The sequence below is a fragment of the Aliivibrio wodanis genome (genome assembly GCF_052920805.1).
Genome location: NZ_JBREXA010000002.1, coordinates 543,690 through 563,136, shown reverse-complemented (window position 1 = coordinate 563,136; position 19,447 = coordinate 543,690). Strand labels below are relative to the sequence as shown.

13 protein-coding genes are annotated in these 19,447 nt (G+C 37.6%); 5 read left to right on the top strand and 8 right to left on the bottom strand.

The window, feature by feature from the left end; all coding sequences use genetic code 11:
* Positions 1 to 18: 18 nt before the first annotated feature.
* Complete coding sequence (gene hrpA / locus ACU5DF_RS10440) at positions 19 to 3,942, bottom strand: ATP-dependent RNA helicase HrpA (RefSeq protein WP_446712795.1); 3,924 nt, start codon at positions 3,940 to 3,942, stop codon at positions 19 to 21.
* Positions 3,943 to 4,150: 208 nt separating this feature from the next.
* Here hrpA and ACU5DF_RS10435 point away from each other — a divergent pair, with 208 nt between their 5' ends.
* On the top strand, positions 4,151 to 4,477 hold the full coding sequence (locus ACU5DF_RS10435) for a TusE/DsrC/DsvC family sulfur relay protein (RefSeq protein WP_446712794.1): 327 nt from the start codon (positions 4,151 to 4,153) through the stop codon (positions 4,475 to 4,477).
* A gap of 58 nt (positions 4,478 to 4,535) precedes the next feature.
* On the opposite strand, the gene yccX is transcribed toward ACU5DF_RS10435, so the two are convergent.
* On the bottom strand, positions 4,536 to 4,808 hold the full coding sequence (yccX, locus tag ACU5DF_RS10430; RefSeq protein WP_446712793.1) for an acylphosphatase: 273 nt from the start codon (positions 4,806 to 4,808) through the stop codon (positions 4,536 to 4,538).
* An 84-nt stretch (positions 4,809 to 4,892) separates the two neighbouring features.
* Between yccX and ACU5DF_RS10425 the strand changes: the two genes are divergently transcribed.
* The 3 genes from ACU5DF_RS10425 (at position 4,893) to ACU5DF_RS10415 (ending at position 8,329) form a co-directional block, all read left to right on the top strand.
* Positions 4,893 to 6,296, top strand: a complete 1,404-nt coding sequence (locus ACU5DF_RS10425; RefSeq protein ID WP_446712792.1) for a methyl-accepting chemotaxis protein — start codon at positions 4,893 to 4,895, stop codon at positions 6,294 to 6,296.
* 342 nt (positions 6,297 to 6,638) lie between these two features.
* On the top strand, positions 6,639 to 7,829 hold the full coding sequence (locus tag ACU5DF_RS10420; protein ID WP_045102276.1) for a class I SAM-dependent methyltransferase: 1,191 nt from the start codon (positions 6,639 to 6,641) through the stop codon (positions 7,827 to 7,829).
* Positions 7,830 to 7,978: 149 nt separating this feature from the next.
* Positions 7,979 to 8,329 carry a DUF2750 domain-containing protein gene (locus ACU5DF_RS10415; protein WP_045102277.1) on the top strand — a complete coding sequence of 117 codons (351 nt, stop codon included), beginning with the start codon at positions 7,979 to 7,981 and terminating at the stop codon, positions 8,327 to 8,329.
* Positions 8,330 to 8,398: 69 nt separating this feature from the next.
* Here the strand turns inward: ACU5DF_RS10415 and ACU5DF_RS10410 are convergent, their stop codons facing one another.
* From ACU5DF_RS10410 to glpT, 4 genes are all read right to left on the bottom strand, one after another.
* Positions 8,399 to 9,958 (bottom strand): methyl-accepting chemotaxis protein, encoded by a 1,560-nt coding sequence (locus ACU5DF_RS10410; protein WP_446712791.1) that lies wholly within the window; start codon positions 9,956 to 9,958, stop codon positions 8,399 to 8,401.
* A 187-nt stretch (positions 9,959 to 10,145) separates the two neighbouring features.
* Entirely contained in the window at positions 10,146 to 11,960 is a 1,815-nt protein-coding gene (locus tag ACU5DF_RS10405) for an ATP-binding protein (RefSeq protein ID WP_446712790.1), read from the bottom strand.
* Positions 11,961 to 11,963: 3 nt separating this feature from the next.
* Positions 11,964 to 12,770: a phosphate/phosphite/phosphonate ABC transporter substrate-binding protein gene (locus ACU5DF_RS10400; protein WP_045102279.1), complete on the bottom strand. Its 807-nt coding sequence runs from the start codon at positions 12,768 to 12,770 to the stop codon at positions 11,964 to 11,966.
* A gap of 212 nt (positions 12,771 to 12,982) precedes the next feature.
* Positions 12,983 to 14,347, bottom strand: a complete 1,365-nt coding sequence (gene glpT / locus ACU5DF_RS10395; protein ID WP_446712789.1) for a glycerol-3-phosphate transporter — start codon at positions 14,345 to 14,347, stop codon at positions 12,983 to 12,985.
* A gap of 719 nt (positions 14,348 to 15,066) precedes the next feature.
* Here glpT and tnaA point away from each other — a divergent pair.
* On the top strand, positions 15,067 to 16,533 hold the full coding sequence (gene tnaA / locus ACU5DF_RS10390) for a tryptophanase (RefSeq protein WP_446712788.1): 1,467 nt from the start codon (positions 15,067 to 15,069) through the stop codon (positions 16,531 to 16,533).
* An 85-nt stretch (positions 16,534 to 16,618) separates the two neighbouring features.
* Here tnaA and ACU5DF_RS10385 read toward each other — a convergent pair whose 3' ends face one another.
* Both ACU5DF_RS10385 and ACU5DF_RS10380 read right to left on the bottom strand, forming a co-directional pair.
* A complete protein-coding gene (locus ACU5DF_RS10385) occupies positions 16,619 to 18,523 on the bottom strand; it encodes a bifunctional metallophosphatase/5'-nucleotidase (RefSeq protein ID WP_446712787.1) in 1,905 nt (634 codons plus the stop codon).
* Positions 18,524 to 18,726: 203 nt separating this feature from the next.
* The gene (locus ACU5DF_RS10380) at positions 18,727 to 19,368 is read right to left on the bottom strand and encodes a thiopurine S-methyltransferase (RefSeq protein ID WP_446712786.1); all 642 of its coding nucleotides are present in this window, start codon (positions 19,366 to 19,368) and stop codon (positions 18,727 to 18,729) included.
* Between the last annotated feature and the right edge of the window lie 79 nt (positions 19,369 to 19,447).

Sequence of the window (19,447 nt, the reverse complement as noted above, 5' to 3'; positions counted from 1 at the left end):
CGTAGTGTACGGAAAACATTAACACTCAGCAATGGCATTTTTTACTCGTTTATCAGAAACTGGGTACGGTGTCCCAAGTTGTTGGGCAAAGTAGCTTACTCGAAGCTCTTCTATCATCCAGCGGATCTCTTTTACTTTATCTGGAATAGGCTGCCCTTTCGGGATTTTATTTAATAACTCTTTATATTCATTATTAATGCCTTCCACTTTCAATAAGTGAACACGGTCTCGATTTGGATCAATTGGAAGTTTTTCCATTCGGCGTTCAATTGCTTTCATATAACGATGAATGTCTGCTAATCGCTTCCAACCACACTCTGTTGCAAAGCCTTTGAAGATTAAGTTCTCTATCTGAGCTTTAATATCAGACAGTGCAAACGCCATGCTTAAATCAACACGGCCTTTTAGCTTTTTCTGTATTTGGAAAGCCGTCGTTAAAATCGTTTCAACTAATTTAGCTATCTCAACAACCGTATCTCCAAGCTCTGCTCGAATGTGTTCTTTCATTTTGTCGAAAGCCTCAGGCTCCCAAACTAGGCCACCCTTCTCTTCAATCAACTTATCAATACCACAAGCGATACAGTCATCAATTAAATCTAACACTCGACCGTATTGATTAAAGTACAAGCCTAGTTTTGACTTATTTGGTAAGTTGCTATGTAAGTACTTAATAGGAGACGGAACATTAAGAAGGATCAAGCGACGTTGGCCTGCCTTCATTGCATTGTGTTGCTCTTCTTCTGTTTCAAACAGTTTGATTTCAACACTGTCTTTACCATCTACAATTGCAGGGTAAGCTTTAACTTCAAAGCCACCACGTTTTTGTGTGTAAAGTGCAGGAAGCTCACCAAAGCTCCACGTTTTAAGTCCTTTTTGCTCGATATCATCATCTGCAACTTGAGATAAGGTTTCTTGAACTTTATCTTTTAAGCCATCTTTTAAATCATATAGATCACGACTTTCTTTCAGCTTACGGTTACGGTGATCAACAACTCGGTAGGTTACTTTTAAATGATCTGGAATTTGCTCTAATTTCCAATCTTCACGTAACACTTCTACCCCAGTCATGCGTCGCAGTTCTTTTTCAAGACTGTCTAATAACGGGGCATCAAATGGCGTTGCGCGAGATAAAAACGCATCCGCATAATTCGGCGCTGGTACAAAGTTACGACGAAGTGTTTTTGGTAACGATTTAATGTAAGCAACGACCATCTCATGACGTAGACCTGGAATTTGCCAATCAAAACCATCCGTTGTCACTTGGTTCAAGATTGGTAATGGCACATGTACCGTTACACCGTCACTATCTTGGCCCGGTTCAAATTGATAACTTAGCTTCAGTTTTAAACTACTTTGATGCCAGAAATTAGGGTAATCAAGATCCGTCACATGACTTGCATCATTACGGAATAACATCTCTTTTTCAAAGTTCAGTAAATCTGGCGTCTCTTTCTGTGTTTTCTTCCACCAAGAATCAAAATGACGACCCGAAACAACATCTGTATTTACGCGTTGGTCATAAAATTCAGCCAACTGATCATCATCAATCAAAATGTCACGACGACGGGATTTATGCTCTAACTCTTCAACTTCTTGCAAGAGCTTGCGGTTTTCTTTGAAGAATTTATGATTGGTGTTCCAATCCCCTTCAACTAGCGCTGAGCGAATAAATATTTCACGACATACAGGCGCATCAATCGAACCATAGTTAATTTGACGCTTAGGAACAATTGGAATGCCATAAATAGTAACTTTTTCGTACGCCATTACTGCAGCTGATTTCTTAGACCAATGTGGTTCACTATAGCTGCGTTTAATTAAATGTCCTGCTAATGGTTCAATCCATTCAGGCTGAATTTTCGCAACGATACGACCCCATAATTTAGAGGTTTCAACCAGCTCTGCAACCATTATCCATTTGGGTTGTTTTTTAAATAAACCAGACGCAGGGAAAATATGGTAGCGCGCATTTCGAGCACCTTGATATTCATTTTTCTCTTGGTCTTTTTGACCAATATGAGAAAGCATACCGGCTAAAATTGCAGTATGAACGCCTTGATACCCTGCCGCTTCTTGATTCACTTTATAATTAAGCTCTTTCATTACTTGGCTTAATTGGTAATGAACGTCTTGCCACTCACGAACACGTAAGTAGTTTAGGAAATCTTTGCGGCATTGTTTTCTAAATTGGTTACTTGACAGCTCTTTTTGCTGCTCTTTCACGTGCTGCCATACATTCACAAAGGTCAAGAAGTCCGAATCTTCATGATTAAAGCGTTTATGTTTATCATCAGACTGCTGTTTTTTATCACTTGGACGCTCGCGTGGATCTTGAATTGATAACGCCGCAGCAATGATCATCACTTCTTGCAATGCATTGTAATTTGGCGCTTCTAGAACCATTCGAGCTAAACGTGGATCAATCGGCAGACGAGCCAATTCGCGTCCAACTTTAGTTAAGCTTTTCTTTGAATCTTTAGCGTTAGGATTAATTGCCCCTAACTCTTCAAGTAGTTTTACACCATCTTGAATATTGCGATTATCTGGTGCTTCAACAAATGGGAAAGCTTGAATATCACCTAAACCTAACGCCGTCATTTGCAAAATAACAGACGCTAAGTTAGTTCGTAAGATCTCAGGGTCGGTAAATTCTGGACGTGCAACAAAGTCTTCTTCTGAATACAGACGAATACACACACCTTCAGATACACGACCACAACGGCCCATACGCTGATTTGCACTTGCTTGAGAGATCGCTTCAATTGGTAGACGTTGCACTTTCGTTCGGTAACTATAGCGACTGATACGTGCCGTACCTGGGTCAATGACGTACTTAATACCTGGAACGGTTAACGAGGTTTCAGCCACATTAGTTGCCAATACAATTCGACGACCAGCATGAGGTTGAAACACTCGGTTCTGCTCTTGAGACGATAAACGCGCGTAGAGAGGCACAATTTCAGTGTCTCGTAGGTTACGTTTTTCTAGTGCTTCTGCAGTATCACGAATTTCTCGCTCACCCGTCATAAACAACAGAATGTCCCCTAGCCCTTCTTCACATAGCTCATCAACTGCATCAAAAATACCTTCCAGTTGATCTCTATCAGTATCATCGCCATCTTCGACAATAGGACGGTAGCGCGTTTCAACAGGGAAAGTTCGGCCTGATACTTCAATAATAGGTGCATTATTAAAGTGTTTTGAAAAACGTTCAGGATCGATGGTTGCCGAGGTAATAATAATTTTTAGATCAGGGCGTTTTGGTAGTAGTTCACGCAAGTAACCCATAATAAAATCGATGTTCAGGCTACGCTCATGCGCTTCATCGATAATAATGGTGTCATACTGATTTAAGTATCTGTCGTTTTGGATTTCAGCCAGCAAAATACCGTCAGTCATCAATTTAACTTGGGTGCGCTCTGACACTTGATCGTTAAATCGAACTTTATAACCAACATGGCTACCCAGCTGTGTTTCCATCTCTTCTGCAATACGATCGGCAACCGAACGCGCTGCAAGACGACGTGGCTGTGTATGACCGATATTACCAAATTTACCACGACCTAATTCCAAACAAATTTTTGGCAGCTGTGTGGTTTTACCTGAGCCGGTTTCACCTGCAACAATAACCACTTGGTTATTGGCAATGGCTTCTGCTATGTCGTCTTTCTTTTGGCTAACAGGCAGGTCTGGGTATTTGATCGTCGGGCGATCCATTTCACGGTTATTAGCAACCTGCATAGATTGTGCGATGTCTAATGCAATTTCATCAAACACGGCGTTTCTTGATTCTTCTTTTTTAATGCGTGATGCGCCATGAATGCGTTTACTTAGGCGAAAACGGTCACGCAGCATACATTCACTTAGGGCTTTTCTAAGTGTTGCTGCTGAATTTTGATTTGATTGACTCAAAATATATCCTACTGAATTTTTATTATTCATTAACTGCAAGGATTCTATCACATTCTTAACTCTATCTACCTTAGCGAGATAAAAATCTGTTTTACTTTATTGTAATAATCCACTGTCTAAAAATCTAAAACGCGCTTGATAAACAATCAAACTGTACGGTTATTTAGAGATTAGATTGCCCGAATAGAGCTCCCTTTGCTAAACTTAATGCATCAATCCTAATCATTAAGATGGCTGTATGGAATTTAACGGTAAGCACATTGAACGCGACGCTCAAGGGTATTTAATGAATCATACCGATTGGTGTGAAGAGTTAGTTCCACTGTTCGCGAAAGAAGAGAATATCGAATTAACTGACGCTCACTGGGAAGTTATTCGCTTTGTTCGTTCTTTTTATGAAGAATTCAAGACATCGCCTGCTGTTCGTATGCTGGTAAAAGCGATGGAAAAAGAACATGGCCCAGAAAAAGGCAACAGCAAATACCTATTTAAACTATTCAAATTAGGCCCTGCAAAACAAGCCACAAAACTGGCGGGTTTACCAAAGCCTGCAAAATGTCTTTAAGCTTATATTCACTAAAAGCATTTACTAATATAAGCAATTAACAAGTAGAATCATCACTTTAATACATTTTAAAATCAGACAACTCTTGCCACTGGGTTTCAACTTTCTCGATAGAATCTACACGAGCTAATTGAGGCCCTATTTTCAACCATTCTGCTAATGCATTTACCTTTTCCTCTTCTCCACAAGCAAGTACTTCAACAGAACCATCCGCTTGATTTCGAGCATAACCGACCAAATCAAGTTTCAATGCCGTATGCGCGGTATGAAAACGAAAACCTACACGCTGTACTTTTCCCTTTACAGTAAACTTGAACGATTTTTGTGACATAACTCACCTATTAACTGTAATTTATAATAATGTTTTTTAATCATAATATATTATCAATCCCCCCATCATATATACGGATCTAATATGAAAGAATCAGCATTTCGTTGGATTGATAAATACCTTATCCATCTAAAAATTCAAGAAAAGTTTTATCTACTTTTCTTACTTCCAATTATCGCCCTTTTAAGTCTAACAGCAATTATGGATTCTGCTGCTGATAGCATGATGGCTGAAACACTAGAGCATGAGGTTCAATTCGTTGCCTCTATGTTGGATCAACAAAATATTTCACGACAAGATGCAGTAAACCTTCTCTCTCAATCTGCTGAGTTTTCCGTTGGTTCGGGCGAGCACAGTGCATTTGTTAATTCTGGTAATTACAGTATCAGTGCAGATTCAAACGTTACGCTTTGGTCTACTTTATCTAGCTTACAAATATCCCTAATAGCTGCTGTTTTATTATTAATGGCTGTTGGTGTTTATTACATAATGACTTTCATTGGTGGCGCGATGTTCACCATGAATAAAGCACTAGAGACGCTTGAATCTGGTGATTTAACCCAACGAATGAATTTTTTCTTGGTTAGAGATGAATTCAGCACAATCGCAATGACGATAGACAAACTTGCTGATCGTGAACAGCAATTAGTATTAGCAATGCAAGAATCTGTTGCACTGATTCAGCAGATGAGTTCTGAGTTAAGCCAAAATAGCCATAAAAGTTCAGATGCTTCTGATAAGCAACTTGCACAACTCGATTTACTATCAAGTGCAACAGAAGAAATGGCGACATCAATTCAAGAGGTGGCTAATTATACTCATGAAGCTTCTTCTCAATCAACCGATGCGATGGATTCTGCACGAACAGGGCAATCTCAAGTAGATGCTGCAGTAAAAGCGATTCAGGCGTTATCAGAAGAGATAAATCAAGCGGCAAACGCTGTACAAGAGTTAGATTCTAATGCTGCAAAAATTGATGAGGTCGTCACTACTATCAATGGTATTTCACAACAAACCAATTTACTGGCTTTGAATGCTGCGATTGAAGCCGCACGAGCGGGCGAACAAGGTCGTGGGTTTGCAGTTGTTGCCGATGAAGTTCGTACATTAGCTAGTCGAACTCAACAAGCTACCGTTGAAATTCAGTCGATGATTGAAGCACTGCAAAATAACAGTAAATCTTTGTTATCTCTAACATCAAATACAGTAAGTAATGCTGAAACTGGTCAAGAGTTAATGCAGCAGGTACATAACGACATTTCAAACATTGCTGCTCGTAACAATACTATTGCACAAAGCAATAATGAAATTGCAACAGCAGCCAGTCAGCAAGGCGATGTTGCGGTGAGTATTGCTTCAACAGTTGAAGATGTTCGAACTCAATCAAATCAAGTTCATAATATGATCAAAGACTCAGAATCTAATATCGAGCAACTGCGTTTGAAAGGCCAAGATTTAGAATTGCTGCTTAATGGATTAAAAGCATAGCCTCTTCAAATTTAACATTTCAATAGCCTAATTCATGCAGTAATAATTCATTTTATTACTGCATTTTTAATATCTAACTCCGCACTTTTAGATTAATCCCCTCTTCACTCCTTCTTATACCAATCACAGTAAGTAAGTGATCAGAAATAGCGAAGAAACAATGCTTGAGAACAAGGCTGAATTTTTCGATAAGTAGTTATTCTACAATCAAAAATTCTAACGCAGTTATCGAGCATTTTAACAAGCTAGGATGACCAGTTATTTACTACGATTGGTATTCGTTTGCTTTTCCTTGCGACATCAAAGAGAATAGCCCCCTAATTAACTCATCAGAGCATCAATATGACTGTTTCAATCTATTTAGTAAAAGGACGTGATAAAGCATTACGTCGCCGTCACCCTTGGATCTTTTCTCGTGGTATTGACCGCATTGATGGAAAAGCAGAGCTAGGTGAAACAGTTGAGATCTATTCAAACAGTGGCGAGTGGCTTGCTCGTGGTGCTTTTTCTCCACAATCTCAAATCCGCGCTCGTGTTTGGACGTTTGATAAAAACGAAGCCGTTGATAAAGACTTCTTTGTTCGTCGTTTAAATCAAGCACAAGGCTTGCGTGATGTTCTTGCTGAGCGTGAAGGCTTAACTGGCTACCGTTTAATCGCTGCTGAATCTGATGGTTTACCGGGTATCACGATTGACCGTTACCAAAACTACTTTGTTTGCCAATTATTAAGTGCTGGCGCAGAAGCAAACAAAGATCTACTAGTTGAAGCATTAATTGAATGCTATCCAGAATGTAATATTTACGAGCGTTCTGACGTTTCTGTTCGTAAAAAAGAAGGTCTAAAACAACGCACTGGCGTTCTACATGGTGAAGAGCCACCAGAATCTGTAATCATCGAAGAGAACGGCGTAAAAATTAGCGTTGATATCGTCAATGGTCATAAAACAGGTTTCTATCTTGATCAACGTGATAGCCGTGAGCGTTCATGCAAGTACGTGAAAGACAAAACAGTACTTAACTGTTTCTCTTACACCGGTGGTTTTGGTCTTTACGCTCTTAAAGGTGGAGCTAAACACGTTATCAATGCTGATGTTTCTCAACTAGCACTGGATAACGCGAAGAACAATACTGAGATTAACGGGTTTGATTTATCTAAAGCTGAATTCTTAAACGCTGATGTATTTAAACTACTTCGTGAGTACCGTGATAACGGCACTAAATTTGATGTTGTGATCATGGATCCACCTAAATTTGCTGAATCAAAAAATCAGCTTACTGGTGCATGTCGTGGTTATAAAGACATCAATATGCTTGCTATGCAAATCTTGAACCCAGGCGGTACGCTATTAACGTATTCTTGTTCTGGTCTGATGGATACGGGTTTATTCCAAAAAATCGTTGCAGATGCAGCGCTTGATGCTAAACGTACAGTTCAATTTATTGAGCGTTTTGAACAAGCAGCGGATCACCCTCTTGACTCTGCTTACCCTGAAGGTTTCTACCTAAAAGGTTTTGCTTGCCGCGTTGTATAAGTATCTGTAAAAAAATGAAATAATTTTAAGGCGAGAAGGTTACCTCTTCTCGCCTTTTTATTACCTTTATTCTAAATCTTAAGAATTAAGTATCAAATTTCTCATAATCCTTTATTATTCATTATGTTTATTTTAATCGAGACATCATCATGAGCAAATTAACATCAGATACTCAAGCAAACTTAGATCTTTTCATTGCAGAAACAAAAGAAACGCAACTAGTTTGGAGTCTTTATAACGAAGAAGGTTGGATCTCTGTTGAATCAACTGAATTTGAAAACTCTGAAGTAATGCCATTCTGGTCTAATAAAGAAGATGCAGCATTCCATAATGTTGAAGAATGGGCTGATTTTGAAGTAACAGAAATCCCACTAGATATCTTTGCTGAAGATTGGTTAGTTACGTTATCTGAAGATGGTGTTTTAGTTGGTACTAACTGGAACCAACAACTTGAAGGTAAAGAAGTTGAAGCAAGTGATCTTGTAAAACTTTACCTATAATACCAATTTTAATACTAATAAAAGGGCAGTAACTATACTGCCCTTTTTTATGCCTACTCTCTAATACTTTTAGATTTTAAAAGAACCAACATGACGATCTAATCTGTGTGCTAACTCTTCTAAATTTTTACTGGTAAGCTCTAATTCTTGACTAGCATGAACCCCTGCAGTAACTGAATTATTAACCGCATCTAAATTCATATTTATTTCATTCGCAACACTTGATTGCTCTTCTGTTGCTGTGGCTACTTGAGTATTCAAATCAAGTATCGCTGTCACTTGCTTAGATATTCTTGCTAAAGCATCTTGAGCTTCCTCTGTTGCTCTGGAGCCTTCTATTGTTAGCTCTTTACTGCTGTTCATCGCATTAACCGCACTTTGAGCTTCACTTTGTAAGTGATCTATCATCTTTTGAATTTCACCTGTCGACTGAGCCGTTTTAGTCGCTAGGTTCCTCACTTCGTCAGCTACAACCGCGAAACCTCTTCCCGCTTCACCTGCACGAGCTGCTTCTATTGCCGCATTTAAAGCCAGAAGGTTAGTCTGCTCTGAAATACCTCTAATAACTTCAAGTATTGAACCAATGGATTGAGTTCTTTCTGCTAAAGATGTAATAACCATACCCGTATTATTTATTTCATCCGCTAAAGAACTAATGGTTGATGTGGCTTCTTTTAGGGTTGTATTGCCTTCTTGCGTTTCTCTATTTGCATTTTCAGCCGAGTCGGCAGCACCCGCTGCATTTAGAGAAATTTCATTAATGGTTGCGATCATCTCATGCATAGAGGTAACAACTAATAACGATTGCTCACTCTGCTCCTCACCTCTAGAAAGAGAAGCTATTGACTGGTTTCTCAACTCCGTAGCCGAATTCCCCAATGCCAAACCAGTCTCTACAACTTGAGTAATGATTTTATTAATACTTTCAGCAAATGTATTAAAAGCAATCGAGATATGAGCAATTTCATCATGACCTTTTATTGGTAACCTTACAGTTAGATCGCCATCCCCTTTTGATATATCTTCTAACGCTAACTGTAACCCTGATAGCGGCTTGAACAAGCGCCCCATAAACCACACAAGGACACAAATACAAATAATAAAGATAGCTACAATGGTGATAAGTTGAGTTATTAAAATCCCTGTTGCGGCATCATTCACTTCTGTAACCGGAATACCAATATCCACCGTACCATAAAGCTGTCCATTGACATAAATTGGCGACATAATGTCATATACCCATACTTCCTGTACATCGGCATACCATTTTGAGTATTGTTCAACACCTTGCCTTGCACCTTTTATTGTGTAGCTATCTTCATAAATCTTATTTTGTTTTTTCTGATCACTATGTGCAACAGCTTGTATGTTTTTATCGATAACTATCGCATAAGTAATATCTGATCGCCCTTTTAAAGAGGTCATCAAATTTTGTAGATCGATCAATGGCTGAGAAGAATTTTCTAGTATATATCCTACATTAATCGCTAATAAAGAAGCTTGAGCTTGTGATTTCTTTAAGATGATACTATCAATTTCTTTATTAGAAATATAAGAGGTTGATACTATGCTCGCTGTAGCAGCAATTGCAAACATAATACACACAACAAGCAAAATTGTTTTTTTCATTATTTACTTTCCTTGACATTAGCAATAACACACCTCCTTCTGAATGATACCTATCAAGCGAATAAAGAATGATGTTCTATACCTCATTTTATCTCAGAACTTTCACTTTAAAAACCAAATTATGTTATTTCTTGTATAAAGGTAACAATATATTTCACAAGAAATTTGATCTTTTTTAAATAGAAATTTATATTACATGTTGATTTAACGTATTAAAAAACTCTTCAGGCTTTATTGGTTTAGTTATCACTTCATTTTGCCCACATTCTATTAACTCAGATCTAGCTTCATTAAATGCATCAGCGGTACAGCCAATAATAATCGTATTTTTGTTATTCCCTTCTAAACCCCTAATCTTCAATGTGGCTTCTTTACCATCCATTATTGGCATATGATAATCCATTAATACTGCATCATATTTATTTTCTTTCACTAAATTTACAGCGGTTTCACCATCATGAGCAACATCATATTTGTGACCTGCAAGTTTTAAGTATTTTGAAAAAATAAGAACATTCACTTTATTATCATCAACAAGAAGTATTTTATATTGCCGCTTAGGTTGAGAGATCTTAGATTTAATGTTAATCGCCGACTTTATAGACTCATCTATTTTCAATGTTACATTTATAGTAAACTTACTTCCTTTCCCTTCCGTACTTTCTACAGAAATGGTCCCTTCCATTGCATCAAGTAACTTTGTCACTATAGTTAAACCTAAACCAGAGCCACCAAAACGACGTGTTATTGAAGATTCCGCTTGAGAGAATTGTTCAAAGATTTGTTGTTGCTTATCTTCTGCAATCCCAATTCCAGTATCAGACACGGAAATTGCAATATGTGCTTTATTGCCAACTCTCTTAGTTGAATACGTTAATCTAACCTCTCCCTTTTGCGTAAATTTTAATGCATTTGTTATTAAGTTCTTCACAATTTGCATTATCCGTGTGACATCACCTATCACCCATTCGATCGCATTTTCAGATGAAATAAAATGCAACTTAACCTGCTCATTATTTATAACTGATTGATGTAGAGCACACTCTTTTGAAAGTGACATTAATAAGTTAAAAGATTCACTCTCTAGGTTTATTTTATTCGCTTCTATTTTAGAGAGGTCTAATACATCATTAAGTATTGCAAGAAGATGTTCACTAGAGATAATTAACTGGTTTACATTATCTAGCTGTTCTTTTTCTTTTAAAGTCAGCTTCAGTATTTGTGCGCTACCCATTATTGCATTCATCGGTGTTCTAATTTCATGGCTCATCGAGGCAACAAAATTACTTTTCGCTTGGCTGGCATTTTCTGCACGTTCTTTTTGTATTTTTAATCGCTTTTCACTCTCCTCTAAGTTTCTTCCTTTGTCTATTATTTCCATCACCAATTTACTAAGCGACTGATTAAATTGCCCTATTTCATCATGACTATGATCTTTAAACTGTATATTTAAATCACCATTAGCAACTTTCTCAACATCTTCTCTCAACTGATTCAAGGGAATAAAAATAAGGTAATAAATAATAAACAGTGTAAATGTAATAAATAGTAAATAAACTAAAACCACTCCTATATAAATAGGTAATACAGACGAATTAACATTATCTGTAATGTGTTCAAGATTAATGAAAAGATGTATATTTGCTAACTTATCTTCCTTAATCTTAATCAAATAAGATATTTTTTCATACTTATTCATTGATGCGGTATCTTCCTCTAAAGGGAATAATCGAGTCCCATTAGGTTGAGTTACTACCAAGTAAGTCCAATATTCATTTTCGATTAATGTGGCTTCTAGAGTGGTAAATAGAGCGGCAAGATCTTGTGTGATAATATTACTTTCAATTGCATTACTTAAAATAATAAGTTTAGCTGTTTCAAATTGTATCGATTGTTCACGCTGCTCTTCAAAAAGATTTGGAGCCCAAATAAAATGCAGCCACAATAATGCCAACACTAAAATGCTTGAATATAACGTAATGAACTTCGTGATAATTTTCACAAGTTACTTCTCAACAAATCGTTCTAAGTTTAGTGTTTTCAAATTATCATAGTCAGATAATGTTGCAGCCTCAACACCTCGCATAGGGATCTTATTAAGCATTTCTTTTCCTTCTTCACTCTTAAACATCGCTTCAAAAGCAGTATAGATCTCAGGTTGAAGACCAAGGATCCTAGGATGAATAGCGACAGGATGAGGAGCTACTTTTGAGGTTTGATACAAAATAGTTAATTTACTTTGTATACTGTCTTTCTGTTGTTTAAGTGAATGAAGAACACCTCCACCCGCTTTGCTTACACCTAAAGCTGTATTTAGATAAACAGATGAATGACTATGAACATACACTGGGGTAAATTCAATATTTTTCCGGGATAACTCTGCTCTAATCATTAATGATGCACCAAGTGCATTGGGAGCTGGGAAAGCAATTTCCTGTTGATTAAGCTGCTCAATAGATGTGATCCCACTTGTTTTTGAAACCACTAAAATCCCAGATAATAAGCGAGTAGAATCTTTTACTATGGGTAGATATCCATTATCTTGATTTGCCATTAAGAGATGGTACGGATTAAGATAAACAATATCATAAACTTCATCAGCTAATTCTTTTTCAAAACTTGGGATATTAATGGCTTGCCTAAGTTCTAACCGAAGACCTGTTCGACTTGATAGCTCATCAATCACTGGCTGCCAAATATCTCGAATTCGATGACTTTCAAATTGAGGGACAACTCCAACAATTAGTGTATCTTGTGCTAAAACAGCAACATTAAATAAAAGACAACCTATCAATAATATTACTCTTTTCATGGTGTTCCCTTCCTATTTTCTTTACTCCATTTAACCTAAGTATAGAATATGCTTCTTCTTTTTTCCGAGATATCTCCAGTAATCAGCTAAATAAATTAACACTTTGTTATTTAGCTGCATTATATATATCAACGCCTGTACATAAAAAGCACCTTCCTATAATTAAGAAGATGCTTACTGAAAGTGCAAAGTTGGATGTTACTCCAATAGTATTAAACCAGTGGAATTTGCTTTTTCTCTTTCGCTTTATGATGATTAGATTCACCAATGAACGCATACATCAGACACAGAATCGATAAAATACAAGAGACCACTAGTATCATAAAACCACCATCCCAACCAAAATGATCCACTGTATAACCAAGGATAATATTTGCGGTCACTGCACCACCAAGATAACCAAATAATCCTGTTAAGCCAGCTGCTGTACCTGCTGCTTTTTTTGGTACAAGCTCCAGAGCATAAAGACCAATAAGCATCACAGGACCATAAATTAAGAAACCAATAGCTACTAAAGCAATCATATCTATCGTAGGGTTACCCGCAGGATTGAACCAATAAATCAACACTGCAATGGTAACTAATACCATGAATAGAATCCCCGCAGGTGCACGACGACCCTTAAATACTTTATCCGATACCCAGCCACACAATAGCGTGCCCGGAATACCTGCCCATTCATATAAAAAATATGCCCAAGACGATTTATCTACAGTGAAGTCTTTTGCCTCTTTTAAATATACTGGCGCCCAATCAAGTACACCGTAACGGATCAAATATACAAATGCATTTGCAATCGCAATCGACCAAAGTAACTTATTGTTGAAAACATATTTAAAGAAGATTTCTTTCGCTGTCATCTCTGTTTCGTGAGATTTATCATAATCATCTGGGTAGTCATTTTTATATTCTTCAATCGCAGGAAGTCCACAAGATTGAGGGGTATCACGCAATGTAGCCCAAATAAAAACAGCAACTAACGTGGCAAAAATTGCAGGAACATAAAATGCTGAGCGCCAATCATCGTTAAAAGCCCAAAGACCTAGTAAGAAAAGGGGACCAATTAAGCCACCACCCACATTGTGCGCTACGTTCCAAACAGAAACTAACTCTCCACGTTCTTTACGTGACCACCAATGCACCATCGTTCTTCCGCATGCAGGCCAGCCCATTCCCTGAAACCAACCATTTAAGAAAAGTAATATAAACATAGCTGCAATACTTTCGGTTGCCCACGGCATAAAGCCGAAACAAAACATTACAGCGGCAGACATAAGTAAGCCTACACTTAAAAAATATCGAGGGTTTGAACGGTCTGATACGCTACCCATTAAGAATTTAGAAAGACCATAAGCAATAGAGACCGCGGCTAAAGCAACACCAAGATCACCACGACTAAATCCTTGATCAATCAAATAAGGCATAGCCAAGCTGAAATTTTTCCGTACAAGATAATAGCCAGCATAGCCAACAAAGATACTGATAAACAACTGCCAACGTAACCGGCTATAAGTGCCGTCTATTCGATCGGATGCAAGACGATCTATATGCATTTTAGGTTTGAATATACCAAACATAGTTAACTCCATTATATATTTGCGATGGTTATATAGCTCGAACGACAAAAAAATAAACTCGTTCGAAAGCTGCCGCATTGTGATGCTCAAACGAAAGCATTTCTGTGACAAGAATTACAAGTTAACGAATTAATTTTATAAACATATAAAAATTTGATGTTACTGCATTAATTACATGACTAATTATATTTTTCACTCTCACTTTTTGTGTGAGAATAATAATAGATATATATGAATTATTTTTATTTGTGATCCTATCTTCATATTTCCTTAATATTTAACTAAAGTTAATTATGTAGATCACATATCTGATTATTTAATACACTTTTATGTTATATATGGTTTTATAATTAATGAATTATCATTATTGCTTCAAAATATAGGGTACTCTGTAATTATGTCTATAAAGTTGCAATTTCCACCATGGTTAGGCTTGTTAGCCTGGTATAACATGGATTATCAAGTTTCATTCATTCTCTCTTCAGAGTAACTTCTCAAGATATTACTATCACATTGAGTGCTTTGCGCTTGATCTCATCAGATTAATCACTATCTATTAATTTTATTAATGGATATGCATTTAGTTTCTGATAAATATAAATAATCAACTTTTGATTTTAAATATTATTTTACTATTTATTTAGTGAAGTGGTTATTTGTATCTAAAATATTAATTTTATCTAATTAATAAAATAATAATACCTTGTGAGATATATATTATGGAAAACTTTAAACACTTACCTGAACCATTTCGTATCCGTGTTGTTGAACCAGTAAAGCGCACTACTAGAGAATATCGAGAAGAAGCGATGATCAAAGCAGGTATGAATCCATTTTTGCTCGATAGTGAAGATGTCTTTATTGATTTACTTACTGACAGTGGCACAGGCTCTATCACTCAAAACATGCAAGCTGCAATGTTACGTGGTGACGAGGCTTACAGTGGTAGTCGCAGTTATTACGCCCTATCCAACGCAGTAAAAGACATTTTCGGTTATGAATTAACCATTCCAACTCACCAAGGCCGCGGGGCGGAGCAAATCTATATCCCCGTACTCATCAAAAAAAGAGAAATAGAGAAAGGCTTAGAACGAAGCAAAATGGTAGCTCTATCTAATTACTTCTTTGATACCACCCAAGGCCATACACAAATCAATTGTTGTGTAGCAAAAAATGTCTACATTAAAGAAGCATTTGATACTGCTGTTAATGCAGATTTTAAAGGCAATTTTGATTTAGATAAATTAGAAAGTGCCATTATTGATGCAGGAGCAGAAAACGTACCTTACATTGTCAGTACTATTACGTCGAACTCAGCAGGTGGTCAGCCGGTCTCTATTGCCAACTTAAAAGCCGTTTACGAGATAGCACAAAAATACGATATTCCAGTGATTATGGATTCTGCTCGTTATGCTGAAAATGCCTTTTTTATTCAGCAGCGTGAACCTGGATACCAAGATTGGACAATTGAACAGATCACCAAAGAAACCTATAAATATGCCGATGGTCTAGCCATGTCAGCTAAGAAAGATGCCATGGTACAAATGGGCGGCCTACTCTGCTTTAAAGATGATTCCTTAATGGATATTTACACCGAGTGCCGAACTTTATGTGTGATACAAGAAGGTTTTCCTACTTATGGTGGATTAGAAGGCGGAGCAATGGAACGCCTCGCTGTTGGTTTGTATGACGGAATGCGTCAAGAGTGGCTCGCCTATCGTATTGGCCAGGTTCAATATCTAGTTAATGGTTTAGAGGCTCTAGGGATCGTATGCCAACAAGCGGGTGGTCATGCTGCATTCGTTGACGCAGGTAAACTATTACCCCACGTTCCTAGCGAGCAATTTCCTGCTCATGCATTAGCTTGTGAGCTATATAAAGTTGCAGGTATTCGTGCTGTAGAAATTGGTTCATTACTACTAGGAAGAGATCCTGCAACTGGCAAGCAGCACCCGTGCCCAGCTGAGTTACTACGATTAACCATTCCTCGTGCAACTTACACACAAACTCATATGGACTTTATTATTGAGGCGTTTGAGAAAGTGAAAGAAAATGCGAAGAATGTAAAAGGCCTTAGCTTTACCTATGAGCCGCCAGTTTTACGTCACTTCACCGCTCGTCTTGAAGAAGTAAAGCTGCCTAGTAAGGCCGTAGCATGCGAAGATCCTATATTAACTGAAGCATAACAAAAAGAGCGCATATCCCTAAGGAGTGCGCTCTTCTTCCTTAAAAATACCCCACTAATAGCCAATTATTAGCGAGGTAATTCCGTTAATTCAGCGCTTTCGCTATTACCATATCACGGTGAATTCGGGCTTTTTCAGCCTCTTTTGTCGCCTTTTTTAGCTCTTTTTCAAGCTTGCTTAGATAAGTAGTTAATTCCTCTTTCGTCGAAAACACCTTACCTTTTACGTTAATCGACTCAACGTTGGTATAACGCCCATCATCACTGGTTGGGACATTAATTTTTCCACTGTTTACTAAGCCTTTTATTATTTCACGTTCTTTTTCATAACCATCAAGACCACTTAGTGCCCAACGACTCATTGGTTTACCTTCATATTTACCATGTTTTACTTCACTTAAATATCGGATAGTTAGATTACGAATCGTCCCTTCATCTTCACCAAATTCTTCTTCGGTATCAAATAACACAGGGAAAACTTGTCCTTCAAGTACGCCACCGGCTTTGGTTAAATGCCCCATTCGGTAGCTATTCATTCCGATTCTTATTGGGGTTGTATCCGTTATTACTTTTCCATCAGCAAACTCAAGATTTGTGATACGTTGGCCTGCAGGTTTAGTTAGATCAATGGTATAAGTTACCCCAGCAAAGAAGTCATTAGTTGAATATTTTGACGAGCGACGATCAAGATTGAAACTATAAGTCACGTCCCCTTCTTTTACACTATTGAAATAACCTGCCGACCATTCCATGTAAGTCTTAAGCTCTTTACCCGTCATATCGTAAACAGTAATTTCACCACCCGCGTATTGGTAGTTATAAGCAATATCTTTAGCTTTGATTTTGCCTACATCGAGCTCTGCCATGTCGTTATCAATTTGCAAAGCAATCACGTTTGCCAATGGTGCGTAATGCATGCTCGCTTCTTGGAAAAGAGCGCTGATCCCCGTATCTTGAATATGGACTTGTGGTATACCTGCAATTTCATTCTCTGGTACTAAATCAACACCCAATAGTTCTGCCACCACACGATTCGCATTCTCTCGCAAACGCTTATGATAAGGTGCGTATAACTCTTCCATCTTCTCGTCTGATTCAACACCTTTAATTTTGTAAGTGAAGCTATCCTTATTGACGAGAGTAAACTGCCCATTTTTCTCTTCAAATTGTAAGTCGATACGAGAAAGCGCACGTCCATATTTGTCTGGTTCGGTAATAATCACACCATTTACTGTCGCTTTATCAATTCGGGTGTGCATATGACCTGCAACAATCGCGTCAATTTCTGGGTTATCATTTGCGATGTCAGTCACCCCTGTGGCTTCAATGTTATTTTCATTATCAAGCCCCATATGAGCGACTAATACAATCGCATCCACTTTATCGTCTATCTGTTTGATGACTTTTTTCACTTCTAAAGATGGATTAGTAAATGTCATTCCCTCTAAGCGATTTGTACCTTCAGCAAATACTTGAGTCATTGGTGTATCCATACCAATCATGCCGATTTTAATGTCATTTTTTTTAATTATTTTATAGGCTGGTAAAAATGGGTTGCCGTCTTTTCGTTTGATATTTCCTGCTAATGATGTGCCTTTAAACTGACTCAAAGAGCGATTAAGTACATCTAGACCAAAATCAAACTCATGATTACCGAGAACCCAAACATCATACTTCATCTCATTAAAGCCGAGCATCATTGGATCAGTAGGTTCATCTTTAAAGGTTTCAACAAAATTACCCTGTATAGTATCGCCTGCATCCACCAAGATTACATGATCTTGTTCATCTCGAATGGTTTTTACTTTGGTGGCAATTTGACTCAAGCTGCCTTTCATATTGAGTTTATCGCTCGAATAATCCCAAGGCATGAAATGTCCATGAATGTCAGATGTACCAAGAATAGTAACATCAACGATATCGCCATCCGCCGCCGCAGCATAACCGCTTAATGAAAGTAAAATTGCAGAGGCTAGTATATTTTTTTTCATAATTATCATTATCTTATTTGTAAGGAGATAACGAAGCATAAAGACATCCCCTACTTTATAAATAATGCATGATCACATTTCCATGTAACAACTTTTTCAAATTACAAAATTTATGATGAAGTAACACATCATCAACAAAAAAGCCGCCAAGTTAAATTAAGCGGCTTTCATCGTAGTAAACAATTTATGTTCAGGTGAGTTATCTAATTCTCAATCAACCACACCTCTTCAGCAAATCGTGATAGTCCTTTTTTAATTTTAGGATGCTCAGCATCTGCTTCATCACGTTGTAAACGAGTAACTGTCATACCAGAAAATAGTGTACGAACTTCCTCTTCTGGCACAGAGAATGGAGGCCCTGCCATTTCAGTTTGGTCATAGTCTAATGTAACCAATAAAATGCGCCCACCTTCTTTTAAACGAGAGCGTAATACTTGTACGTACTCTGCTCGCATTTCTTTAGGTAGCGCGACTAATGCTGCACGATCATAAATCAAATCAGTGGCTTCAATTGGTGCGGTAAAATAATCACCAGAATAAATGGTTAACTCATCAAACTCATATAGTTCAAGAGTGCTAGTTAATGCCGTAACAGTTGGTGTATATAAGCGCTCAGCAAAGAAGGCTCTAACTGCAATTTTACTTAGCTCAACACCCGTTACTGAGTTATGTTTTTCAGCAAGCCAATCAAGATCCATCGACTTACCACATAAAGGAACAAATACCGTCTCATTACGTTGCGGCTTTAAAGCTGACCAATATTGAGTCAAGATTGGGTTTGTATCAGGTAGGTGAAAACCAATTACATTACTTGCCCACTTACTTTCCCAGAATTCATGTTCCATTTACTTTTCCTTCCACTCACTCTTTATTATTTAGAAATGGTACCTCATCCCCCTATTCTGTTCTACAAATACTCAATTT